We start from the raw sequence: 23665 nt of genomic DNA, 5'->3' as shown, positions 1-23665 counted from the left end.
TCCTATGACGAGGCAATTAGCCCCCATTCTAATGCAGTACCAGCTTCAATGTCGCGCGAAGCGTGGCTTTGTAAAATTTGCTCGTAATAACGCGTATGCAATCCGTTGGCAGGACGAATACTGCGAACATTCTCCGCCGTGAAAGCCTCACCTGCTTTGACATCTTTGACCACGTACAGCGAGCGTTTATGTAAAAGACTTTTTTGCTCTTTGGGCGATAATTCGTAGTTAACTCGCCCCATTGCTAAAAATGCCCGTTCTGATTCAACCACCAAAGCGTTGATCTCCTCAGGTTCAAGGGAAAATGCGGAGTCCACGCCTCCATCAGCTCTACGCAACGTGAAGTGTTTTTCAATCACCCGTGCACCTAACGTTACTGAAGCCACTGCCGCACCAATGCCCATCGTGTGATCTGAAAGCCCTACAGGACATCTGAAGAGCTCGCGCATGTGCGGAATGGTCAGCAAGTGCGTATTCTCAGGGCTTGCAGGGTAAGTGCTGGTACATTTTAGGAGTACGAGTTGAGTACAACCACTGTCTTTGAGTACTTTAACCGATTCTTGAATGTCGGCAATGCTTGCTATTCCTGTACTCATAATGACAGGTTTACCCGTTTTGGCCACTTTTTTGAGAAGAGTATGGTCTGTATTCTCAAACGAGGCAATTTTGTAACAGGGAACTTCCAGCGATTCAAGAAAATCAACGGCAGTCAAATCAAAAGGGCTACTAAAAGCAAGCATTCCCAAAGACTTGGCTCGGTCAAAAATAGGTCCATGCCACTCCCAAGGTGTGTAAGCTTGCTGGTATAACTGATATAGATTTTGATTTTTCCAAAGAGAGTCTTGATCATGAATAAAAAACTCTTCGGATTTTCCGTTGAACGTGATGGTATCAGGTGTATAGGTTTGAAGTTTAAGCGCATGAGCACCAGCTTTGGCCGCTGCATCCACCAATTCAAACGCTCGTTCAAGCGATTGGTTGTGATTACCCGACATTTCGGCGATGATAAACGGCTTATGGTCGGGGCTTATGGTCACGTGACCAATTTGAATTTCGTTGGCAAACATTATCGTTTTTTTAATTTTTCGATTTCTTTTTGAAGCTCTTTTATTTGGGCAGCTTGCAGTTGAAGAAGTTGTTGCTGCTCTTTAATAGCTTCTACTAGAACGGGGGTCAGGCCGTCATAGTTCAGGAACTTGGTGCCGCTTTCGCTGTGCGATACTAACTCAGGTAATACATTCTCAACTTCTTGAGCGATTAACCCCACCTGCTTTTCGTCGGAAGTATTCCAGTTGTAATAGTAACCATTCAATTGGTTTACTATTTGTAACGCATTGGCTATTGGAGCAATATTACGTTTTGTACGTGCGTCAGAGAGCGCATTTATGGTTCCATAGACGGTTACTTTTGCGTTTGGAACAGGAACGCCGCCAATGCCTATATTGGTACCGTTGTCGTACAATTGACTATTAACCAGTACGTTCGATTGATTAAATCTTGGCAGACTATTGATAGCAGGAGAGGTAGTAGCTATCGCAACGGTTGAATTGTTTGGCAAGAAATTCCTTAATAAAGTTCCTTGAGCGTCAGTTGTAAGAAGTGCATTTCCTAGTCCTCCCTGTACACCCTCAAACCGAACCGAGCCTGTGGTATGTAATTGGGCTTGAGGAGTTATTGTACCAATGCCTAATGCACCTTTAGCAGAAAGGGTCATGTAAGGGGTTTTATAACTCTGCCATCTAAAAAGTGCTCTATTGGCAATTTCTGAGCCATCTGTTAGCGCCTCAGCATCACCATATTTTCTTGCATCAAAAATAACAATGGGTTCGACTCCATAGTCATTATTATAATTAGTTGAGCCAATCATAAACATACTTGCTCTATTATCTGTTTGATTATGGCCAAGAAACATGGGGATGAATGTCTCGCTAACCCCAGTGGCATTTAAAATTTTCAAGAAATCCAAAGGTGCATCTGACATTTTCCATTGAGCAACATTTTCCATTACATATAAGTCAGATACAGCGTTTTTAGTAACACTTAACTTGCCATTTTGTGGTAGAGTAATCTTTGTTGTTTCTCCATCATCTACCCACCTATCAGGTGACTGATCTTGAGCTTTTGCAATAATTGCAACCAATGAAATAAAAATAATTATTAATGTTTTCATAGTTTGTTATAATTAAATTATGAAACAAATATACACTTCTTATCATTAGTTAGAAAATTATTAACTAACAATGCTTTAGACTGTCAATCAGCGATTGGGTAAGTTGGCTTAAATCGTTTATTTTTATATCAGCTTGGTACGGTTCAGGTTTCTGATAGTGTTTGTAGTTACCTGTCAAGACTTGTATTGTTTTGAAACCAAGAGGCTTAATCCCTACAAAATCTTTCGAGATATTATCCCCAATATATATGATGTTTGAAGGGTTAGTGGCTTCAAGTGAAGCTATTTTATTGAAACAATAGGGCGAGGGTTTGGCATGATGAACGCCATAACGATGCGTAATAAATACTTTTTTGAAATATGTATCAATACCTAGCGCCTTTACTTTATTTGCCTGAACAACCTTGTTACCATCTGTAACTATATATTTTGAATAGAGAGCGAATCTCTTTAGACAGTCAATGGTAGCTACAGGAAGTTGAATATTTGGAAAATGGAGTCTATAAATAGATATACACTTTTTTACATTGGCTTTAGACCATTTATTTTCCGCCTGTAAAACCTCGTCAAATATTTTACCTCTACCTTGCTCGTGTTCAATGGTTACCAATTGTTGAAAAATGGATTCTGATTTGCTTTTATCTCCTTCAGATAAAAAGGAAGATACCGCTCTGAACCCACTATGAACAAACGTAATTTCTTCATAAAGGGTATCGTCTAAGTCAAAAACTAATATCATATCAATACATCACTAGGATACCTTATTTGCTTTAATGCTTTTTGGGCTTTAACAAATGGATAAGAACCAATGCTTGTGCCGTTTGACTCTAATAGGAACCAATAAAATGAGTCTAAACCCGCCGCAATACTCAATGTTGAAGCACCTCCAAAGCGACTGTTGCATTCTATAATATGATATTGTTGGCTGCTATCCTTGATAATTTGGAGAACAACGTGGCCATAAAAATCTAATGATTCTAGGAATGCTGCCGAAAATTGTTCTAAATCAGAGTCTTGAATTGTCGTTGTAATTTGTGATTCACCATTAACAACAAGGTCACGGGTTCTAGAAACGACACCCATGACTTTTTTTTCGCTGGAGATATAAGCATCAACACTGATTTCTTGCCCTTCAAAGTAGGGTTGAAAAATAGGTGACTGTTGTGTAGCTGCTTTGTCGAGTGCCTGCTCTTTTGAAAGGTTGATACCAATGTTCATTGAACCCGCTCCGTACCTTTCTTTCACAACAAATTTTGAAATGCCTGTGAATGTTTCAATATCTTTAGAAGAGGGGATAGCATTGTGAGATGCTAGATTATTAGAAAATTCAAGCTTATCCAAACAAAGTGCAACGGTAGATTCATGCGACACCATAACATGTATTCCATGTCCTTCCAATTGTGCTTTATGCTTTGCCCAAAAAATTAGCTCTCCATCTCGGGTTGGAATAATACAGTTAATGTTATTTTCGTTACAGAACTCAACTATTTCTTCTAAGGTAATTTTTGAAATTGAAGGCATTTTCCAAAAAACATCAACAAAATAGGCTCCTAAACAATCACTTGAAATATCACCTCCAAAAACTTTGATAGACTTATCTAGTTTTTTAGCCGCTTTTTTAACGGCTTCAATCAGCGGTACTTTTTTTGAAATACTGGTAATAAGTACATTTTTGTAATGAACCGTAGTGTCTTCAAAGCCATTCGTTTTTTCAAATTCAATCATTTCTGGAATGGCGTCTTCCAATTGTAATGTAGGCTTCCAGCCAATCGCTTGAAAAGTTTTATCCATATTGGCTTGCGACGCCTCAAAAGGAATATCACTTTCTACTTCTGTATATTGTAAATTGGGGAAATATTTACGGAGGATTTCAAGAACTTCGGATACCCTACGTGCATTATCATTTCCTAAATTGTAAATACCTACACATTGATGATTTGCTGCTAATCTCAGGAGCCCTTCAGCAACTTCTCTGGCAAATATATAATCGAAAAGACCTTCTTTACGAAATACGGTTAATGGTTGATTCTCAAGTAACGTTCTTATCCATCGGGAAATAATATCACGTGAATTTAGACCATAGCTTCTGTAGATGCGTGCACTAACACTCGTAAATTGACTTGATTTATGGTCATGTAAAAAACGTAATTCTATCTCATGATTAAGTTTGGCAACTCCAGTTAAGTTACGCGGATAGATGGGGTCTGTTTCGCACAATCGTGTTGCTGTTATCGCAGAGGTATCAAAACTATATAATTTGGGGTCATAAATGAGATAACTAGAGCAATTGACAACTCTCTTGATGCTTGGCGTATCCTTAATGATTGACATCAAATGCGACGACAAATGAAGGTTGTGAAGGTTATTTTCTTCCCAAAAACCGTACGATTCTGTAGAACGCTCAAAAGTTGCAGCAAGGTGAAAGAAATATTCGGGCGCAAAACTCTCAATTTCTTCTTTTGTAATATAGTTTAAATCGCCTTGACGATACAAAACCGAATCATCAAAAGCTTGTGGCTTTGACTTTAAATCTCCAACAAATAATAAAGCACCTTGATTTGTTAGCTTTTTTACAAGCTCTTGTCCAATGACACCTGCCCCGCCACTGATAAAAACTCTTTTATTTTGAAACATAATAATTACCTACTTTTGAAATTTACAGTGAAAAATTGAGTCAACCCATTGGTTATTTATCCGCCAGTGGCGCTTTAGTATCGCTTCTTTTAAAAAGCCAGCCTCCTCTAAAACACTGATATGAAAATCTCGGATGTCGAAAGTTTCGGTGTAAATTTTATTAAAACTTAAATCTTCAAATGCAGCTCTACTTAAAAGCGAGAGGTAGTTTAGAAAATCCTCTCTATAAGTATGATTATCTTCTATCCGTGCTGGATTTAACAAGAAAGAGACTTCTCCGCGCTTATCTTCCCAACTAATATGCACCAAACCACCGTAACCAATTAACTCATTTTGTTTAAAAAAACTCCATAAAATTTGAGGCGGATTTGCTTGTTCGAACAACGGTGAAATTACATTTTTAAAATACCAATCTTGCTTTTCTAGTGTTAAAGGCTCTTTTTGCCTGAGAACATCAATTTGTTCATTTCTCCAATTCATAATCGAGACTTTGTCTTCATCTCGTATTGGAAGTAGTGAATAATGGGAGTTTTCGAAGACTCTATTTTTTAAGCATTTATAATTTCTCATCATCTTATTTGTTGAGAAAAAAACCAATAATACTTCGCCCTAACCCCATTTCAGCTAAGACCTCATAAAGCTTGTTGGTTTTCTCTATTGAAATATCGTGCATTAAATTATCAACAATCATTCGAGAAAAATGAGCTTGTTTTCCTGTTGATTTGTGATTAATATAGTTAGAGGCATCATTGAGCAAAAACCAATCAATAGGGAAATCTGCTAATAATCCTTTTTTATCCCATCCTGCGGTTTTACAAATATTAACCAGACCTTCTTGATTAAAGTATGACAAATGATCTGGTAGTACAACCCAAAATGGTTGATTTACTTTATTCAACTCTATTAACTTTTCTTGAATCTTTGAAAAATCGTTGGGTACATCAATGATTAAAATACCTGTTGTGGGTGCTGAGATTTGTTTTAAATCTTTCAATAATTCAAGAGGGTCTGTTACGTGTTCTAAAACATTGTCTAACCAAATGATATCATACTTTTGTCCAGACTGAGTGATTTTTTGGAGATTTAGATAAATGTTCCCTGTAATTAAAAATTGTTTGACATCAGGATTATTGGTTTCGCAACCAAAATCGCTAAAATCTAGTCCTGTAACATCCCATTTTTTATTGAAAAAATATTTTAGGGCAAACCCCTCTCCACAGCCAACATCTAACAGTGAATAGGTTTTGTTAGGGCTGATAAGTTGATTGTCAATTAAATACTGAAAGCGTTGTTCTATTTTATTATAAATAAATTGAAGTTCTATTTCAGAATAGGTATGTGAATAGGTGGCTTTTTCTTCTTGATAGTATTTTTTTGAATAGTATTCTTCTATTTCTTCCTCGGTAGGTTTATTCAAGACCGAGTAAAACCCAAATTCGTTTTTTTCAACAGTAGGCATCATAATTTATTTGTTTGTAGCATGTATTTCAACTCCGCCAATTTCCAATCTTGTTCATTATCAATGTCTTGAGCTTCTAGTTCTGAAATTTCGATGCAGCTCGTATTGTCGGTCATGAGGCGCTGATTGATGAAAAAACGAGCAACGTCAAAGAAATAAAACTGCCCTGCATCGTGGTAGCACGGTTCTAAATCTTGCGAACGAGCACTAAAATACTGTGGCTCGCGAAGTACGAACCGCTGGTCAGTTTTTTGAATGAGGCATCGCTGTATGGGATATGAAAACCGCATGACAGGAAACACCGCGTCAAATTCTCCCTTTTTTAAAGTTTGAGAAGCCTTTTGCAACAGTTCTTTGGTGACAAAAGGAGCCGTTGGATAAAGGCAACAAGCAGTGCGGAAATTTTGCCCTATTTGTTGATACGATTCAAGTACTTCATTGATAACATCAGCTGTTGTTGCAAAGTCATCAGAGGTTTTTTCTGACCGCTGAAAAGGAACTTTTGCGCCGTATTCTTTGGCAATTTGGGCAATTTCAGCGTCATCAGTTGATACCATTACTTCGTCAAAGAGATTACTGGCAAGCGCCGCCTCAATGCTGTATGCAATGATTGGTTTTCCCAAAAAATCTTTGATGTTTTTACGGGGAATGCGTTTGCTGCCTCCTCTGGCCGTAATGATGGCAATACAACTCATCGGCTATTGTTTTTCCAAAAGATACATATAGTCCACGTTTCCTTGCTGTGACGCAGAGACGTATGGGTACATTTTACGGTAAATTTCTTGGAGCTGAGGGAAATTTTCTTGGAAAATTTTGCTGTAGTCCGCCTTCCACAAAAACCCTTCGTTGCCGCGGTAGTTGATGTTGACCAACGAGCTGGCAAAGTATTCAAAACCCCAAACGTATTTTTTGCTACAACGCACCATTTCTGACATGATTCGCGGTAGGTCGTCGGGCGCAATGTGAATAAGCACGCCGTTTGTTACTACCACATCAAAGTAGCTGTCTTTGAAAGGAATATCAAACCCTGACCCTTGAATGATGTTTACGTTTTTGACGATTTCCTTGGCCTTTTCTACCGCATAGTGCTGTAGCTCAATGCCATATAAATTGGTGAAACCCATTTCTTGGAGACACCGTAATTGTAGCCCAATGTTACAGCCCACTTCTAAGATTTTGGCATCTTTGGGGAGGTCACGAAGGCAATCCTCGTTCATTTGAGTCTTTGTAATCCCCCATTCGTGCCGATAAAAATCGTCGTATTGAGCTGATGTCCAGTTGTTTCTATCGGAATAGGCTTTGCCAAACTCTCCGCTCCAAAACGCTTCCTGTGTGGTGGTTGACATAATGTATTTATGAGTGATAAAAATCAATAATTGTTTGAATCACAAATGCTTGTTGTGCCTCTGTGAGGGTAGGGTACATCGGCAAACTCAAGCAGTGACGGTAGTAGTTCTCGGCGGCGGGGAAATCACCTTCTTCCCAGCCTTGAGTGCGGTAATACGGCATCAAATGGCACGGAATGTAATGAACTTGGGCAAAAATCTGCTGTTCACGTAAGTGGGTATAAAGCCCCAAACGGTTTTCTACCTCTACCACATAAAGATGGTACGCATGACCCTCAATCACGCCTGATTGGCCTTTGATAAACGGTAAACCCTCAAAAGCTGCGTTATAAACTTGCGCAATTTCGCGACGCCGAGCGAGCCCTTCGTCTGCTCTTGCCAGCTGAGAAATCCCCAATGCTGCCTGAAAATCGGTAAGACGGTAATTAAAACCTAGCGTTTGCATTTCCATGTACCAGCCTGGGTAGTTGGTTGCTTGCTCGTCGCCTGCGGCAAAAGCAATGGAGTTTTGGAAACCATTTGCATCGCGACTGATGCCGTGGGTACGAAGCGTTAGCAGTTTTTGATAAAGCTTGGCATCATTGGTAGTAATCATTCCTCCTTCACCGCAAGCAATGTGTTTGACGGGGTGAAATGAGAAAATGGCCAAGTCCGCAAATTGCCCATTTCCGCAGCGCTGCATTTGCCCTTGGCTATCATTGAAATAACCGCCTGGTGCATGGCAAGCATCCTCAATAATCCACAGGCCGTATTCGTCAGCGAGGGTCCGAAAAGCCTCTAAATCAACCGCGCGTCCCGCAAAATCAACGGGCACAATTCCGTGATAGGTTCCTTTGGGAGCAGCAGCAAGAAGAGCCCTTACTGCGTTGATGTCTAATAAATAGGTGTCGGGGTCAATGTCAGCAAAAACAACCTCCCCGCCGCAGTAGCGAACACAATTGGCCGATGCTGCAAACGTGATGGGCGTGGTAATTACTTTTTGACCTTCGGCTACGTCCAACGCCAGTGCACACAAATGCAATGCGGCTGTTCCATTGGCCACAGCCACCGCATATTTCGCCCCGACATATTCCGCAAATGCGACTTCAAATTGATGGATAGTGGGGCCTTGCGTCAAGAAATCGGCGCGCAATGCCTTGGTTACTACCTCAATATCGTCGTCGGTAATATTTTGTCTTCCGTAAGGAATCATACTTCAAAATTGGGGTCAACGTGCTGCTTGATTTGTTGGCGTAAATCATCGACTGTAAGCCATTCGTCGTTAGTGCCCGAGTTGTACTCAAACCCGTACGGGACTTTGCGGCCGTTGAAGGCTTCCACGTAATCGTCCATGCTCCAAATGGGGGTACTTGGACAAATGACGTAATACTTGTCAAGTTCGATGGTATTGAGCGAATCGGTTTCGGTAATCATTTCCTCGTGGAGTTTTTCCCCAGGGCGAATTCCGACAACTTCTTGACGTGCGTTAGGCGCAATGGCTTCGGCTACGTCGGTAATGCGGTAAGAAGGAATTTTTGGCACAAAGATTTCGCCTCCCCAGGCGTTTTCGAGCGCAAACAAGACCATTTTTACCCCGTCTTCGAGCGAAATATTAAAGCGGGTCATGTCGGGATGGGTGATGGGTAAGACTCCTTCTTTGCGTTTCTGCAAGAAAAAAGGAATCACCGAACCGCGCGAGCCAATGACGTTTCCGTAACGTACGACCGAAAAACGAATATCACGAGCGCCTTTGATGTTGTTGGCCGCTACAAACAATTTGTCGGAACAAAGTTTGGTTGCGCCGTACAAGTTGATAGGAGCCGCCGCCTTGTCGGTCGAGAGAGCTACTACTTTTTGGACACCTGTGGCCAGGGCCGCCGTGATAACATTTTGACCGCCTAAGATGTTGGTCTTGATGCACTCCATCGGGTTGTACTCTGCCGCAGGAACTTGCTTGAGTGCTGCCGCATGAATGATAATGTCGATGCCCTCACACGCCATCGTGAGGCGTGCTTCGTCGCGAACGTCACCAATAAAATACCGTATCACGGGGTATTTGCTGTGGCTAAATTCTTGTGACATTTCAAACTGCTTCAATTCATCGCGCGAATACACCACCAAACGCTTAACGTCAGGGTATAGCTTGAGAATCGTTCTAATAAATTCCTTGCCAAATGAGCCTGTTGCTCCAGTTACAAGGATTGATTTTCCGTTTAACATTATTTAATCAAGAGGATTATTCGGTGGTTGATACCTGCACGCGAACTGCGTTAGGCTTGTTTTTTGGTACGAAAATCTAGGAACAAAGCCCCGCCGATGAGCAGTAGCCACGCAACAGAAGCGTACAAATCTATTTTTTGACCTTGGCTAACCGTTTTTGCATCAAATTTGAATTCGATGGTGTGTTTTCCTGATGGAATAACCATAGCTCTAAGCACGTAGTCAGCTCTAAAATGAGGGGTTTCTTTTCCATCAATGTACGATTTCCAATCTTCGTTCCCTTTGTAGTACATTTCTGAGAAAACAGCTATTTGAGGGCTTGATGTATTAGACTCGTATGCCAATTTGGTGGGGTGATAACTCGTCAGACGAATCGTCCCTGTGCTGTCAGCCGACGGTTGTGCTCCTTTTAAAATATCCGCAAAACGCTTATCTACAACGGCGGTTTTACCTGGGTTGAAATTATCTAACGCGGCCATTTCTTCGTCGGGATTGTTGACCATTTTCAACTCGCGAACAAACCAAGCGTTTCCAAGGGCCCCAGGGTTTTGTTGTACTACAGGCTGTTTTTTCTCGTCAGGTACAATGAAGTATTTTGTATTGAGCATATTGAAAACAGCCATGTTGTTTTTCACCATCTGACGCTCAATTAGGTCTTGGGTACGACGCAATTTTGAAGCACTGTAACCTCCCACCGACTTGTGGAACGCCGATGCCCGAGGGTCGGCAAAAGGATTGCTCGTAACATCCAATACGCGATAATCAGGGTCGGTATCTCTCAAAATTTGCTGATCCGCAGCGTTAGGTTCTACGTTTTGAGCCGATTCAAATTTAGGACGAAAATCGTCGTTGTTGAGGTAACGCTTGTTGACGCTCCACATGTCTATCAACGTCAGCGCCGAGATAATTCCGACAACGGCCGTCGTATTTTTAAGTTTATTGGTAACAAAAGCCCAAAGAACTGCCGCCGCCAACAGAATGAAAAGCACGGTGCGTAAGGCATCCGAACGAAGCATAGAAGCGCGGTCTTCGACAAGCGCATTGTAAAGGTCATTAGCGGCGGCTTTGTTGTTGCCAAAGCTTTGGGTCATTTGCTCTACAAACGCGGCATCGTTGTCGCTTCGTAAACCAACCAAACTCGGAACAATGGCCAAGATAAGTGCAAGCCCCGCAGTAGCTCCTAAACTTATAAAGAAAGGTTTTTTGAATTCTTCCCAAGAAGGACGGTTTTCAATCAGTTGTTTTACCCCAAGCGAAGCAATGATAATCATACAGAACTGCGTCAGCGATAAAATCATGCTGACCGAACGAAACTTGTTGAAGCCTGGAATGTAGTCAAACAAGAAGTAATTGAGGGCTGTAAAATTGCCACCCCAACCGAGCATTAAGGTAAGAATACCTGCGATTAGGAACGGAATACGGTAGCGTTTTTCGGCATAAAATAACCCCAGTATAAACAAGAAACAGATAATCGCCCCTGAATATACCCCGCCTCCTACGAAGGTCTGGTCGCCCCAGTAAGTGGGTAATTGATAGGCAAACTGAGCGGCATTTTGCCCATCTACGCCGTAGCGAGTGAGGGTTTTGTACGATTCTGATTTGGTATCTAATTCACCGCCCGAACTACCTCCCGAAAAGTCAGGAATCAAAAGCGTTAGTGATTCAAGCTTACCATAACTCCACGCAAAAGCGTATTCTTTGGTGAGCCCTTTACTATCGTTATTGCCTGCACTTGCGGCTTCGCCTTTTACAGGCGTAAGTTCTGACCCACCGCGAATGGTCTCTTTGGAGTGATCATAAAGTGTCCAAAGTCGTGAGGTATTGGTCGCCAATGCCAATGCGCAAAAAACAGCCGAGGCACCAAAAAAGATAATGAGTGATTTTATTGCACCACTTTTTACCGCTCTAATGGTTTCAAAAATGGCTAAAATGCCTAAAACAATGGCAGAGTAATACGTAATCTGAGGGTGATTGGCGTGAATCTGCAAGCCAAGCCCCAAACTAAGCAGGACGGCTCCTAGCCAAGGCCGCTGGTTAAACCCAAAAATAACCCCTGCGGCCATCAAAGGAAGGTAAGCAACGGCATATACCTTAGCGGTGTGTCCTGCTTCAATAATTTGAAAGTTATACGTGAAAAATGCGTACCCAATGGCGCCCAAAATGCTGGTCCAAAGGTCACAACGAAAGCCTCTCAACATCAAATAGGCACCAATCAAATACATCCCAATGAAGGTCGCTTTGATATTGAATAGGGTATAAATCAGTCCGTGAATTTTGATAAAAATACCGTTTGAATAATCGCCTCCTACCAAAAAAGTAGGCATTCCTCCAAATAAACTATTGGTCCAGCCAATGTATTCGCTGGCGTATTTGCGTATTTCGCTTTGAAGCGCTATGAAACGATCAACATCGCCCATCGCCAATTGCTGCCCTTTCAAAACAGGGCTCATGTACATAATGGCAAGTGCTAAAAAGCCAATAATGGCAAGTAGGTGTGGTAAAAGACGACGGAAGTCAAACTGGTTTCTCATATAAAGGTTTTATAGATTGCACAAAATTATAAAAAAACTCCAAAGGTGGTTGTTTCAAGGCTTGGATGGCTGAAATTGGGAATGATTCTCTATCTTTGCTCAACGAATGAGAGATTCCTAATTGATAGCAACCCATGCTGATTCCATTGCATCTTCCTTCTCGCGAGCAATTTACTGATGATGAATTGGTAAACTTCTGCCTTTCAAACCCCGATTTGATGGTAGAACGTAACGAGTTTGGACAAATTTTTATCAATATGTCTCCGACCCATCTGCTAACCAGTTCTAACAACAGCGAATTGAATACTGAAATAGGTATTTGGAATCGCCGTACAAAAGCTGGAAAAGTGATTGATTCTAACGGCGGTTTTTTCTTGCCCGATCGCTCCATGCGCGCTCCTGACGTGGCGTGGATTCGGAAAGAACGCTGGGCTGAGTTATCAACCGCCGAAAAAAAATCGTTTCCGTATTTAGCCCCTGATTTTGTGCTTGAGTTAGAATCTGACACGGATAATTTGGAGGATTTGAAACAAAAAATGCAAAAATGGATTGACAATGGCGTGCGATTGGGCTGGCTAGTAGCCATGAGTGAACAACGAACATTCATCTATCGGCCGTATGCGGCTATCGAAACTAAATTGTTTAGTGAAACCCTAACAGGCGACGACGTTCTCGTCGATTTTGAAGTAGTATTGACCAATATCTTAGAAATACCGTAGTAATGAAAAAACAAGTTATCTGCACAATCACCTCCCTTTTACTGAGTTTAGGCGTATCATTTGCGCAGGAGTCCCCTTCGGAAGAAGATTTTTACAAAATTGTTACCCCACCCGTTCCTGAGGGTATATTGCTCGAAGTAGGAGGGATGACCACCCTTCCTGATGGTCGTTTGGCCATTGGAACGCGCCGAGGCGATGTTTGGTTGCTCGAAAACCCTACTGGTTCGAAGCCGTACTACAAAAAATTTGCCTCTGGCTTACACGAAATCTTAGGGCTTGTTTACCAAAACGGCGCGATGGTTTGTGCACAACGTGGAGAATTGACAAAATTGATTGACAAAGACCACGATGGCAAAGCGGATGTTTATGAAACAATCTACGCTTGGCCGTTGTCTTCGCACTACCACGAATACAGCTTTGGGCCAAAAATCGCCCCTGACGGCTCGTATTTTGTATCGGGTAACGTCGCTTTTGGTGACGAAGAGTGGTGGGCTGGCGAAAGCCGCCGCCCGTTGCGTGGTTGGATTTTTAAAATTACGCCTGATGGCCAAATGGAACCGTGGGCAACGGGCGTTCGCTCTCCTTGCGGTTTAGGAATGGTGGATGGTGAGTTGTTTTATGACGATAACCAAGGCGACTGGATGGGTTCAGGTGGTATTTGGCACGTGAAAAAAGGTGCTTTTATGGGTCACCCTGCGGGCTTGAAGTGGGCTAACAGTCTTACTAACTCGCCCATCAAAATTACCCAAGAAGAAGTATATGCAATGGTAGATCCACGTAAAACGCGTGACAATAATGGAAATGCCATCAAGCCAGAAAACGTACAAAATGAGAAGTTTTTGACGTTGGCCGACATGAAGAAAAAATATCCCGAAACCCAACTTCCAGCAGTGTGGTTGCCTCATGGTATCTTAGGAGTCTCAAATGCTGAGATTTTGGCGGATCAAACGGGCGGGAAATTCGGGCCTTTTAGTAACCAACTTTTTGTGGGTGACCAAGGACAAAGTAAAGTGATGCGCGTTTTCCTAGAAAAAGTAAAAGGTGAATACCAAGGAGCTGCATTTGACTTCCGTTCGGGTTTCCAATCGGGGGTATTGCGTATGGCGTGGGCCAACGATGGCGGTTCACTTTACATCGGAGAAACCAACCGTGGTTGGGGCTCGTCGGGCGATGCTAACCAAGGTTTGCAGCGTTTGGTGTGGAATGGTAAAACACCCTTTGAAATGAAGGCGGTTCGTGCCATGCCTGATGGTTTTGAAGTCGAATTTACCCTTCCAGTAGATAAGAAATCGGCTGAAAACTTAGCTTCTTATGCCGTTCGTAGCTTTACTTATAAGTACCATCCTGTCTATGGAAGCCCGACGGTGAACGAAGCTAAATGTGCCATCAAAGGGGTAAAAGTCTCGGAAGATGGCTTGAAAGCGCGTATTGTGGTGGACAACTTGCGTGAGCACTACATCCACGAATTGAAACTTGACGGCGTGCGTGCTTCTACGTCGTACTGGTCGTTGGTACACCCAACAGCTTTCTACACGTTGCATAATTTGCCTGATGGAGAAAAGTTGAAAGCCGCTGATATGAGTACAAAATCGTCAGCTACTACAACGACAGCCACTGCCAAAGCAACGGAGAAAAAAGCAACTACAACCGCATCGGGTAAAGCACCAACATTTGAGGAAGTTAAGCCTTTATTGGCCAAAAATACGTGTTTGGCTTGCCACGCGGTTGACAAACGCCAAGTGGGTCCTGCTTACACAGAGGTGGCAAAACGTAAGTATTCAAACGAAAAAATTGTAGAGCTTATTTATAATCCTAAGCCTCAAAACTGGCCAGATTATGCCACGCCAATGGCGCCAATGCCTCAAGTACCTCGAGCAGAGGCCTTGAAAATTGCCGCTTGGATCAACTCACTAGCACCTAAGTCGGCTCCAAAGCCGTAGCGGACATAGATTTTAAATAAAAAGTGCGTAACCCATCTGCAATTCAGGGTTACGCACTTTTTATTTTTAGGCTTATTTGGATAAAATTATGCCTTCGTAGGTTGCATCACTACGTGAACCTCGGCAGGAGCAGGCGCTAAAATGCTATCGGTTGCAAATTGCTTGCTAATGTGTTCATGAATAAAGTAATAAACATCCCAGTAACGGTCTGGGTGTGTCCAAACGCGAACGTCGAAGAAAATAGCGTTTTCGGTTAATTTTGTTACCAAAACATCATGTTCGATGTCTTTGTGCGCACTAGGGCAGCTTGCGATAACTTTTTGAATAGAGGCTCTAATCTTATCAACCCCATTGGGAGCACCTGCCGCAAAAACCATGTCCACACGAATTTTACCTTTGCCAGAAATATTTGTAATGGCGCCCGTCGAAAGCCCGCCGTTAGGTAGGGTAATGGTTTTGTTGTCGGGCGTAAGTAAAACGGTATCAAAAATACGAATGGCTTCTACGTGCCCAGTGAAGCCTTGAGCAGAAACTAAATCTCCGACACGGAATGGTTTAAAAATGAGAATTATTACGCCACCAGCAAAATTGGCCAAACTACCCTGAAGGGCTAATCCAACGGCTAATCCAGCTGCGCCTAAAATAGCGACAAATGAAGTAGTTTGAACGCCCAGGACACCTGCACAACTTAGCAACAACATGATGTTGAATGTTACACTGGTGAGAGAAAGTAAAAAAGGCTGAACATCACGATCAATTTTTGCACTGTTCATCCGCGTGCTCAAAAAGCGCATGATAGTGCCGATGAGCATTCGCCCAATAATGAAGGCAAGGATAGCCAGCAATACTTTGCCTCCATACTGCGTAATGGCTGCCATGAGCTGATTTTTAAAAGTGGTTAAGTCTAGCATTGTCGTACGATGTTTGGTGTAAAATGGAGAATTTGCCTTTTGACCACTTCACTTTCTATTAGTCACGTTAAATTTGCGTAATTATATAGAATTAACAGAATTGAACTTATGCTTCTTTCCTTGATCGTAGCCGTTGCTCAAAACGGCGTTATTGGGCGCGATAACCAACTGATTTGGCATTTGCCTAATGATTTAAAACAATTTAAACGCCTTACCACGGGTCATCCCATCATCATGGGGCGTAAAACGTTTGACTCCATAGGTAAGCCGTTACCCAATCGAACCTCTATTGTTATCACTCGCAGTAAAGGATGGGCGCATGAAGGTGTAGTGGTTGTTCACTCAATTGAAGAGGCTATCGCAGAGGCGCAACAGACCCAAACCGATGAGGCTTTTGTGATTGGTGGCGGGGAGATTTATCGTAAAATACTGCCTTTGGCAGATAAAGTTTATTTGACCGAGGTCAAAGCTGATTTTGAAGGAGATGCGTATTTTGAAGCCATTTCTAACAACGAATGGGAAGAGGTAAGTAGGGTGTCTCATCCCGTCGATGAAAAGCATATTGTACCGTTTGATTTTGTGGAATTAGTTCGTAAATAGCGCCCAATACGCTTTATTCTCAACTAATTACCCACTAACGCCCCATGAAAAAGGTTTTGCTTGCGCTCGCAGTGTTGCTTTTGGTGCTGATTTCTGTGTTGGTTTTTAATACGTTTCGACTAAGCTCCAAACAGATGCAAGGAGTGGCGCCTCTACCCGCCCTTACGCTTAACGATTCGGTCGTAAGCCATTTGTCGGAAGCGATTCAGTTTCGGACGGTTTCTTACGAAGATTTGTCGTTGATGGACAGTACACAATTTGAAAAATTTGTGGGGTATTTGGCAAAAACCTATCCTCTGGTACATAGCCGTTTGAAGCTAGAACGGGTCAATACGTACGGGTTGTTGTACGAGTGGAAAGGGAAAAGTACCAGCCTAAAACCTGCCCTTTTGATGGGGCACTACGACGTAGTTCCTGTGGTGCAAGGCACCGAAAAAATGTGGAAACACCAGCCTTTTGCGGGAGATATTGCGGAAGGATTTGTGTATGGGCGCGGAACGCTCGACGATAAAGTAACGGTAATGGGCGTGCTGGAAGCGGTGGAATACCTTTTAAAGTCAAATTTTACTCCCGAAAGAAGTTTTTACTTGGCTTTTGGGCACGACGAAGAAATTTCGGGAAGAAACGGCGCGCAGCAAATTGCGGCTTTGTTGGAAAGTCGTAAAGTGGAGTTGGAATATGTAGTGGATGAAGGAGGGGTGATAAAAATTGACGGTGTTTCGGGAATAAATCAACCCATTGCGCTGATTGGCGTGGCGGAAAAAGGATACACGACCTTGCAGTTAAGCGCTACGGGCGACGGTGGACATTCGTCCATGCCGCCCGCTCAAACCAGCATTGGAATGCTTGCGGAGGCGATTGATAAACTTCAAAAACACCCATTTCCTGCGCGATTGGAAGGCGCAGCAGGGTACATGCAAGATTATTTAGCCCCCGAAATGCCTTTTTCAACCAAATTGGCGATGGCAAATCGTTGGTTGTTAAACTCGGTCATTATTGGCATTTTGGAAAAAACAAATGCGGGAAATGCCATGGTACGAACCAGCATTGCCCCGACGGTTATCCATGCAGGCGTGAAAGACAATGTCTTGCCCGTAGAAGCCATTGCCAAAATTAATTTTCGGATTTTGCCAGGCGATTCGGTCAAAACAGTGATTGATTATGTGAAGAAAGTTGTTGGAAACGAGCGAATTACGATAGAGTCACTCAAACAGTTTGACTCAGAGCCTTCTCCTGTTTCGGACACTGCAACGGTAGGTTTTCGCGCCCTTCATCGAACCATCAAAGCCTGTTTTCCCACGTCAATTGTAGCGCCTTATTTGGTGGTTGGGGCTACGGATGCGCGTTACTACAAAAATGTCTCTAAAAACTTATACCGTTTCATGCCCGTACGCATGAACGACGAAGACCTAAAGCGTCCGCACGGTACCAACGAACGTATCAGCATCGAAGACTTCAAAAATGTGGTACGTTTTTATGTTGAATTAGTGAAGGGGAGTTAGGGGGATTTTGTTCTTAACCATGAAAATTGAAAATCAAACTTTCAATTTTCATGGTTGATGACAAACACGCTCTATATTTAATTTGTCTTATCCTTTCACTTCCACCTTCGGCGGGATTAAACGATACAAAACAGGCGTTACAATCCGTGAAAGTAGCGTTGAGCTAATCAAGCCCCCAATTAATACCCAAGCCAGCGGCGAATAGAGCGGGTTGCCTTCGATGGCCAACGGAATCAGTCCACCAATGGCCGTGAGCGACGTCAGCACAATAGGAACAAAGCGTATTTCGCCCGCTTCTTGAATTGCTTCTAACAACGGCCTGCCTTCTTCTCGAAGTTGATTGGTGAAGTCCACCAGCAAAATGGAGTTTTTTACTTCGATTCCAATCAAAGCAATGAGACCAATCACTGCCACAAATGAAAGGGGATAGCCTACAATCCAGAGCATCGTAAAAGCCCCAATAATCCCTAACGGAATGACAGACAGTACGATTAGTGAGCTTTTGAACGTGCCAAATTCAAGAATTAACACTCCTAAAAACCCAAAAGCCGTAATCAAAATGATGGTGCCGAGACCGCCAAAGGATTTTTCACGGGCTTCGAGTTCTCCCGCTGCTTTGTAGCTAAAGTCTTTTGGGAAAGGATGTTTTTCAAGTTTGGCCAAAATATCGTTATAGACATTGTCCACCAAAAAACCACTTTTCACAAAGGCCGAAATCGTCACAAAACGGTCGCGGTCAAAGTGGCGAATTTGGTTGGTTGAGGTTTCAAATTGCACATCTGCAATTTGGCGAAGGGGAACAGCAGTGCCCATTAATGTGTTGATATAGAGATTGTTTAAAACATCAGGAGTGGTGGTTTTTCCTTTTGGAAGCGTAACATTGATGGCGTAGTCGTCGCCGTCACTATCTTTGAACGTTCCGATGTTTAAACCTGCAATGGCCAAACGAACCGTACGGTTAATATCGGCAATCGACATTCCCAACAGACCCGCTTTTTCTTTATTGATTTTTACCCGCAAATCCGTTCGACGAGTGGTGAGCGGGTTTTTTACGTAAATGGTGCCTTGTGTGTCTTTCAAGATTTTTTCTACGTCTGCCGCAACCGTGCGCAATTGCTCCAGGTCGTCGCCCAAAACGCGAATGGCGATAGGCGCTTCGGTGTTAGGGCCTTGCTCAAAATCAACTACTTCCACGTTGGCATTGGGAATATAACGTAGCTTTTCGCGGAGTTTGTCAATGATTTTCTCTTTTTGGGGTGGGTGAATTTCATCTTGAAGCTGGACAAATACCTCCGCATAATTGCTTGCCTCAGAACGCTCGATGACGTTGTAGTACATCCGAGGGTTGCCTCGCCCAACGCTGGTTGAAAAGTACTTGACCTCAGGGACTTGCTTCAGTTCGTTCTCGACCAAACGGGCGACGCGGTTAGTTTCGTTGAGGCTACTTCCTTCGGGGGTTTCAAACGCTACCCTAAACATGGGTTTTTCTGACTTTGGAAACAGGGCAAAGCCAATTTGTTTTGGAATCATTAACGAGGCCCCAAAAATGACGCCCGCAAATAAAAGTGAAGGCAGGGGATGACGTAATGCCCAGTTGAGCAAGCGACTGTACGAACCAGAAATCACTTTTTTCAATGCTCTCAAGAAGATATTACCCTCGCGGTTGTGGCTATTTTCTAACAAACGGCTGCTCAAAAATGGCACAATCGTGAGCGATACAATCATGGACGCAATGATGGTCATGGTGACAGCGGTGGGAAGACTTCGAATAAAATCGCCTGAAGCTTCGGGCAAAAACATCAAAGGTAAAAAGGCCAACACAAGCGTAACGGTACAACCAATGACGGCCAGGGTAATTTGTCGGGTGGCTTTGATAGCGGCTTCACGTTTGCTAAATCCGTCCCGAATCCAACGTTCGATATTTTCTACCACCACAATGGAGTCGTCAACCAATATACCTAAGGCAACGATTAAACCTACCACACTCAACTGGTTGATGCTGTATCCCAGATAATTAACTGCCGTAAGTCCAATCGCCAACGAAAGCGGAATCGAAATCATCACCACCAACGCGGCCCTGAAACCGAGTGGTAGCAAAGTGAGAGCTACCAGCAAAATAGCGATGCCGAAGTCTTTGGCAAAGCGCTCGAGGCGTCGGTCAACACTCACCGATTGGTCAAAATACTTCACCATTTTGATGTGCTTCGGCATCGTTTTTTCAAATTCGGTGAGGCTTTGATTCAGTTTCTTACCCGTTTCCGAAATGTTCTTGCCTGATTTTTGAGCGGCTACCACCAACACCGCGCGACGGCCGTTGAGTCGGGTCAAATTGGTTTCTTCTTCGTAGTTGAAGTCAACGTCGGCTACGTCGCGGAGGTAAATGATTTTTTGGCCATTGGTAGCCACCACTGTATTTCTTATTTGGTCAAGAGATTCGTAGTCACCGCTGGTTTTTACGTTAAAACGTCGCGCACCTTCCTGAACACTCCCTGCGGGGATATTGAGGTTTTCACTTTGCAACGCCCCCAATACACGGTTGACCGCAATGCCTTCTTGCGCCATTTTTTCAACATTGAGCGAAATCCGAACGTTTTCTTTGGGAAAACCGTAGTCTTTTACCCCGCGTAAATCTTTATTTTTCTCAAGTACTTTTCTCAAACGTTCGGAGTACTGAGCCATTTCTTTGTACGAAGCGACTTCCGATACCAAAGCGACTTGCACGATGTTGACCAAACCAGGGTCAAATTGAAAATAGCGAATATCGAAAATATCATTGGGCAAAATCCCCCGCATCGAATTGACTTCACGAGCGATTTCTTGCTTCTTTTCGTCGTTGTCAACCGAGTAGTCGTATTCCAACATAAAAACAGCCAAACCGTCGTCGATGGTTGTACGGATATTGCGAACGTCTTTTAGCTCATTGAGGCGTTTTTCAACGGGATCCACCACCAGCTCCTCCATGTCTTTGGGGTCAGTACCAGGGTAAATCACCGATATAATAAAGGTAGGCGCCTCGAAAGTCGGGTCTTCGGAGCGAGGCATGGTGAAAAGTGAGTTGAGCCCAAGGGCAACCACTCCCACAAACATCACCAGCATAAACTGCCAGTTTTTGACGGAAAATTCGGATAAATTCATGGTTCTAAGCGTCTTTGCGTGATTAAAAAGTGTTCATCAATGCGTTATTTTACAATCACGGTAGAAGACTCAGTCAGAAATGCGCTACCCGAAGTGATTACTTCTGAAATTCCTTCTAAGCCATTTGTAATCAAAACTTTATCGCCGTCCACAAAGCCGATTTGTATGGGCAAACGCTTCACTTTTTTGCGCGTTTCGTCCAAAACGTAAACGAAAGCTTCTTTGCCGTTTCCTTCCACAATGGCTTCAAGGGGCACAACGGTATAGCTGCGACTTTGGACGGGTTTTAATTCAACTTTGGCAAAAAGCCCTGTGGCCAAACGCTTTCCTTTGGGAGCAATCCGTACTTCAATTTCGTACAATTTATTCATGGGGTCGGCGGCGGGGGCGAGTTTGGTAATTCGACCCTCAAAAGCTTCTGTGGGATAAGCATCAAGCTGAACATTGGCTTTGTCGCCAACTTTTAAACGCGCCCAATCTTTGTCCGAAACCCCGACACGCACCACCCAGTCGCCCTGACGGTTGGAAGTAATGTAAAAGATGGGTGTCCCAGGCCCTGTCAATTCACCCTCGTTCCCCATTTTTTTGATAACTGCGCCGTCGATGGGCGAAATGATTTGGGCGTACGAACGGTTAAACTGAGCGATTTGAAGATTTTGCTTGGCAATGTCCAGCGCGGTTGTCACGTTTTGCATTTGTTCCAGCGTTGCGGCGGTATCTTTCAGCATATTTTCAACGCGCTTGAAGTCACGCTCAGATTTTTCGACGCCGTATTTGGCCTGATTCACTTGCGCGTCGATTTCAGTAGTATTGAGTGAAGCAAGAAGTTGGCCTTTGCTCACCTTTTGGCCTTCGGTCACATAGACTTTTTGGATTATTCCGCCAATTTTAAACGATAACCTCGCTTCTTCGGACGATGCCACCAACCCAGAAGCAACGATGCTTTCAGAACGGGTTGCTTGATCGACTTTGGTAAGTGAAACAGGGACTAAAACCTCATCGGTTTCAGTCGTTTTTTGTTGGGTTTCATCTTTTTTATTACAGCTTATAAGAAGCAAACTCAACAGTAATGAGCTACTTACTAAGCGAAATGTGTTATACAAAGAGTTCATAGTCGGAGAAATATGTTAGTTGACGGCTGTGATTTTATTGAGAGTAGCTTGTTTAGAAAGAATATCGAATTGCGCCAAAGACTCTTGTAATTGAGCATTTAGCACTTCGTTTTGCGCCTTGACATACTCAATTAGAAGAACATTGCCATTACGATAGCGACTGTCGATGACCTTGAAATACTGCTCGGCTTTACGAACACCGTCGGCCAACGATTTCATTGATTCTTTGGCGGCTTGAAGCTCAAAATAAGCCTGTGTCGTTTGGAGTTCAATCTGTTTTTCAACTTCCGATTGCTTCGTTTTTAGCAACTCCGTTTGAATCTTAGCCTGTTGAATTTTTGATTTTCGCTCGTATCCCTTAAATACATCCCATTGCAAACCTATTTGAGTAACAAGGTAAGCTTGCCCCGAAAATTTATAGCCAAATCCCTGAAAACCAGCATTCCCACCAATGAAAACGGAGGGTCGTTTTGCCGCTTTTTCGTGAAGAGTGATGGCCGTTTGCGAAGCTAAAATAGATTGAGCAAGTTGTTTTAATTCTTGACGATTTTGAGTTGCTAAGCTAGTCAAGGAACTTAAAGTGGGGGAGGGAGTAACGAATTGCTTTTGATTTGAGGCTAAAAGCATGGAGTCCACTTTAATGTCGCTTCCGAGTTCTCGATTGAGCAAAAAATTAAAATAGGCTTTGGCTACGTTTGAGTTTTTTGAGGCTACAATCGCTTGCTGTTCAAGTTTGCTCAACTCATATTCCGCACCTACCACGGCATCTTTGGTAACCACATTATTGGAAACAAGCTTTTGGTTGAGTCGTACAAGCTCTTGTAGGGTTTTCTTGGCATTTTCAAAAATCTGTAAAGCCTCCTGCGATTGTAAATACTGAAAATAGGCCGTTTCGATGGTATATTTTAATTCATTTTCAACCACTCGCTTTCGGGCTTCTTGAGCGGACAATAACGTTTTCTGAATCAAGTAATTATACTGAATTTCAGGGTTGTAAATGGAATATTGGAAACTGAGTTTTGTGTCATGAAAATGGTTGGGTGCCAACAGTTCATTGACGTTTTCCACTTGCGGGAAATTATTGGTTTGCGTGAGTTTGTTGAGCGTCGTATATACGGGGTTCAACAAATCCCCAACAGGAAACGCCAACCGACGCCCACCTGCGGCCAAGGAGTAAGTGGGATTGAAACTTACTTTAGGGTAAAAAAGTGATTTTGCCTGTACAATGGCTTCATTCACTTTCTGGATTTCAAGTCCTTCTTGTTTGAGCGAAAGGTTATTTTGCACCCCTTCTTGTACATAAGCTTCCAAAATGGCCGATTGTTGGGCGACTGCTCCTAAACTACAAAGAACCAGTACCCATAGGTAGATGAATCTAATCATATATTATTTAATAAACAGTGTTCA

At 43.0% G+C, this 23665-nt stretch carries 19 protein-coding genes; 4 read left to right on the top strand and 15 right to left on the bottom strand.

Annotated elements, in window-relative coordinates; genetic code table 11:
- Positions 1-2: 2 nt before the first annotated feature.
- The 11 genes from pseI to DTQ70_RS19080 form a co-directional block, all read right to left on the bottom strand.
- Entirely contained in the window at positions 3-1067 is a 1065-nt protein-coding gene (gene pseI / locus DTQ70_RS19130; protein WP_122932293.1) for a pseudaminic acid synthase, read from the bottom strand.
- On the bottom strand, positions 1067-2170 hold the full coding sequence (locus DTQ70_RS19125; RefSeq protein ID WP_122932292.1) for a tail fiber domain-containing protein: 1104 nt from the start codon (positions 2168-2170) through the stop codon (positions 1067-1069). Before DTQ70_RS19125 ends, pseI begins: the two co-directional genes overlap by 1 nt.
- Positions 2171-2234: 64 nt before the next feature.
- On the bottom strand, positions 2235-2909 hold the full coding sequence (locus tag DTQ70_RS19120) for an HAD family hydrolase (protein ID WP_122932291.1): 675 nt from the start codon (positions 2907-2909) through the stop codon (positions 2235-2237).
- Complete coding sequence (locus DTQ70_RS19115) at positions 2906-4804, bottom strand: NAD-dependent epimerase/dehydratase family protein (protein ID WP_122932290.1); 1899 nt, start codon at positions 4802-4804, stop codon at positions 2906-2908. Before DTQ70_RS19115 ends, DTQ70_RS19120 begins: the two co-directional genes overlap by 4 nt.
- A 9-nt stretch (positions 4805-4813) precedes the next feature.
- The gene (locus DTQ70_RS19110; RefSeq protein ID WP_206019539.1) at positions 4814-5284 is read right to left on the bottom strand and encodes a GNAT family N-acetyltransferase; all 471 of its coding nucleotides are present in this window, start codon (positions 5282-5284) and stop codon (positions 4814-4816) included.
- A 94-nt stretch (positions 5285-5378) separates the two neighbouring features.
- Positions 5379-6266, bottom strand: coding sequence for a bifunctional 2-polyprenyl-6-hydroxyphenol methylase/3-demethylubiquinol 3-O-methyltransferase UbiG (locus DTQ70_RS19105; RefSeq protein ID WP_122932289.1), 888 nt, complete (start codon positions 6264-6266; stop codon positions 5379-5381).
- Positions 6263-6958 (bottom strand): pseudaminic acid cytidylyltransferase, encoded by a 696-nt coding sequence (gene pseF / locus DTQ70_RS19100; RefSeq protein ID WP_122932288.1) that lies wholly within the window; start codon positions 6956-6958, stop codon positions 6263-6265. The genes DTQ70_RS19105 and pseF overlap by 4 nt, the downstream gene beginning before the upstream one ends.
- Before the next feature lie 3 nt (positions 6959-6961).
- Positions 6962-7609: a pseudaminic acid biosynthesis-associated methylase gene (locus DTQ70_RS19095; RefSeq protein WP_122932287.1), complete on the bottom strand. Its 648-nt coding sequence runs from the start codon at positions 7607-7609 to the stop codon at positions 6962-6964.
- Positions 7610-7616: 7 nt separating this feature from the next.
- Positions 7617-8801, bottom strand: coding sequence for a UDP-4-amino-4,6-dideoxy-N-acetyl-beta-L-altrosamine transaminase (gene pseC / locus DTQ70_RS19090; protein WP_122932286.1), 1185 nt, complete (start codon positions 8799-8801; stop codon positions 7617-7619).
- Complete coding sequence (gene pseB / locus DTQ70_RS19085) at positions 8798-9808, bottom strand: UDP-N-acetylglucosamine 4,6-dehydratase (inverting) (RefSeq protein ID WP_037300354.1); 1011 nt, start codon at positions 9806-9808, stop codon at positions 8798-8800. The genes pseC and pseB overlap by 4 nt, the downstream gene beginning before the upstream one ends.
- Before the next feature lie 50 nt (positions 9809-9858).
- The gene (locus DTQ70_RS19080; RefSeq protein ID WP_122932285.1) at positions 9859-12339 is read right to left on the bottom strand and encodes a hypothetical protein; all 2481 of its coding nucleotides are present in this window, start codon (positions 12337-12339) and stop codon (positions 9859-9861) included.
- 134 nt (positions 12340-12473) lie between these two features.
- Here DTQ70_RS19080 and DTQ70_RS19075 point away from each other — a divergent pair, with 134 nt between their 5' ends.
- Positions 12474-13058: a Uma2 family endonuclease gene (locus DTQ70_RS19075; protein ID WP_122932284.1), complete on the top strand. Its 585-nt coding sequence runs from the start codon at positions 12474-12476 to the stop codon at positions 13056-13058.
- 2 nt (positions 13059-13060) lie between these two features.
- Positions 13061-14998 carry a c-type cytochrome gene (locus DTQ70_RS19070; RefSeq protein ID WP_122932283.1) on the top strand — a complete coding sequence of 646 codons (1938 nt, stop codon included), beginning with the start codon at positions 13061-13063 and terminating at the stop codon, positions 14996-14998.
- Between the two features lie 86 nt (positions 14999-15084).
- Here DTQ70_RS19070 and DTQ70_RS19065 read toward each other — a convergent pair whose 3' ends face one another.
- Positions 15085-15909, bottom strand: coding sequence for a mechanosensitive ion channel family protein (locus DTQ70_RS19065; protein ID WP_122932282.1), 825 nt, complete (start codon positions 15907-15909; stop codon positions 15085-15087).
- Positions 15910-16017: 108 nt separating this feature from the next.
- On the opposite strand from DTQ70_RS19065, the gene DTQ70_RS19060 reads away from it, so the two are divergent.
- The gene (locus tag DTQ70_RS19060) at positions 16018-16509 is read left to right on the top strand and encodes a dihydrofolate reductase (RefSeq protein WP_122932281.1); all 492 of its coding nucleotides are present in this window, start codon (positions 16018-16020) and stop codon (positions 16507-16509) included.
- Positions 16510-16553: 44 nt separating this feature from the next.
- Complete coding sequence (locus tag DTQ70_RS19055; protein WP_122932280.1) at positions 16554-18011, top strand: M20 family peptidase; 1458 nt, start codon at positions 16554-16556, stop codon at positions 18009-18011.
- 87 nt (positions 18012-18098) lie between these two features.
- Here the strand turns inward: DTQ70_RS19055 and DTQ70_RS19050 are convergent, their stop codons facing one another.
- From DTQ70_RS19050 to DTQ70_RS19040, 3 genes are read right to left on the bottom strand one after another with little or no spacing between them, the layout of a single operon-like run.
- Positions 18099-21146: an efflux RND transporter permease subunit gene (locus DTQ70_RS19050; protein ID WP_122932279.1), complete on the bottom strand. Its 3048-nt coding sequence runs from the start codon at positions 21144-21146 to the stop codon at positions 18099-18101.
- A gap of 44 nt (positions 21147-21190) precedes the next feature.
- Complete coding sequence (locus tag DTQ70_RS19045; RefSeq protein ID WP_122932278.1) at positions 21191-22258, bottom strand: efflux RND transporter periplasmic adaptor subunit; 1068 nt, start codon at positions 22256-22258, stop codon at positions 21191-21193.
- Positions 22259-22273: 15 nt separating this feature from the next.
- On the bottom strand, positions 22274-23641 hold the full coding sequence (locus DTQ70_RS19040) for a TolC family protein (RefSeq protein ID WP_122932277.1): 1368 nt from the start codon (positions 23639-23641) through the stop codon (positions 22274-22276).
- Between the last annotated feature and the right edge of the window lie 24 nt (positions 23642-23665).

This window comes from Runella sp. SP2, assembly GCF_003711225.1.
GTDB lineage: Bacteria > Bacteroidota > Bacteroidia > Cytophagales > Spirosomataceae > Runella.
This window is presented reverse-complemented; position numbering and strand designations above follow the sequence as displayed.

Coding starts and splice junctions, on each gene's coding strand:
- pseI (WP_122932293.1), bottom strand. CDS start 1,067: ATGTTTGCCAACGAAATTCAAATTGGTCACGTGACCATAAGCCCCGAC.
- DTQ70_RS19125 (WP_122932292.1), bottom strand. CDS start 2,170: ATGAAAACATTAATAATTATTTTTATTTCATTGGTTGCAATTATTGCA.
- DTQ70_RS19120 (WP_122932291.1), bottom strand. CDS start 2,909: ATGATATTAGTTTTTGACTTAGACGATACCCTTTATGAAGAAATTACG.
- DTQ70_RS19115 (WP_122932290.1), bottom strand. CDS start 4,804: ATGTTTCAAAATAAAAGAGTTTTTATCAGTGGCGGGGCAGGTGTCATT.
- DTQ70_RS19110 (WP_206019539.1), bottom strand. CDS start 5,284: ATGAATTGGAGAAATGAACAAATTGATGTTCTCAGGCAAAAAGAGCCT.
- DTQ70_RS19105 (WP_122932289.1), bottom strand. CDS start 6,266: ATGATGCCTACTGTTGAAAAAAACGAATTTGGGTTTTACTCGGTCTTG.
- pseF (WP_122932288.1), bottom strand. CDS start 6,958: ATGAGTTGTATTGCCATCATTACGGCCAGAGGAGGCAGCAAACGCATT.
- DTQ70_RS19095 (WP_122932287.1), bottom strand. CDS start 7,609: ATGTCAACCACCACACAGGAAGCGTTTTGGAGCGGAGAGTTTGGCAAA.
- pseC (WP_122932286.1), bottom strand. CDS start 8,801: ATGATTCCTTACGGAAGACAAAATATTACCGACGACGATATTGAGGTA.
- pseB (WP_037300354.1), bottom strand. CDS start 9,808: ATGTTAAACGGAAAATCAATCCTTGTAACTGGAGCAACAGGCTCATTT.
- DTQ70_RS19080 (WP_122932285.1), bottom strand. CDS start 12,339: ATGAGAAACCAGTTTGACTTCCGTCGTCTTTTACCACACCTACTTGCC.
- DTQ70_RS19075 (WP_122932284.1), top strand. CDS start 12,474: ATGCTGATTCCATTGCATCTTCCTTCTCGCGAGCAATTTACTGATGAT.
- DTQ70_RS19070 (WP_122932283.1), top strand. CDS start 13,061: ATGAAAAAACAAGTTATCTGCACAATCACCTCCCTTTTACTGAGTTTA.
- DTQ70_RS19065 (WP_122932282.1), bottom strand. CDS start 15,909: ATGCTAGACTTAACCACTTTTAAAAATCAGCTCATGGCAGCCATTACG.
- DTQ70_RS19060 (WP_122932281.1), top strand. CDS start 16,018: ATGCTTCTTTCCTTGATCGTAGCCGTTGCTCAAAACGGCGTTATTGGG.
- DTQ70_RS19055 (WP_122932280.1), top strand. CDS start 16,554: ATGAAAAAGGTTTTGCTTGCGCTCGCAGTGTTGCTTTTGGTGCTGATT.
- DTQ70_RS19050 (WP_122932279.1), bottom strand. CDS start 21,146: ATGAATTTATCCGAATTTTCCGTCAAAAACTGGCAGTTTATGCTGGTG.
- DTQ70_RS19045 (WP_122932278.1), bottom strand. CDS start 22,258: ATGAACTCTTTGTATAACACATTTCGCTTAGTAAGTAGCTCATTACTG.
- DTQ70_RS19040 (WP_122932277.1), bottom strand. CDS start 23,641: ATGATTAGATTCATCTACCTATGGGTACTGGTTCTTTGTAGTTTAGGA.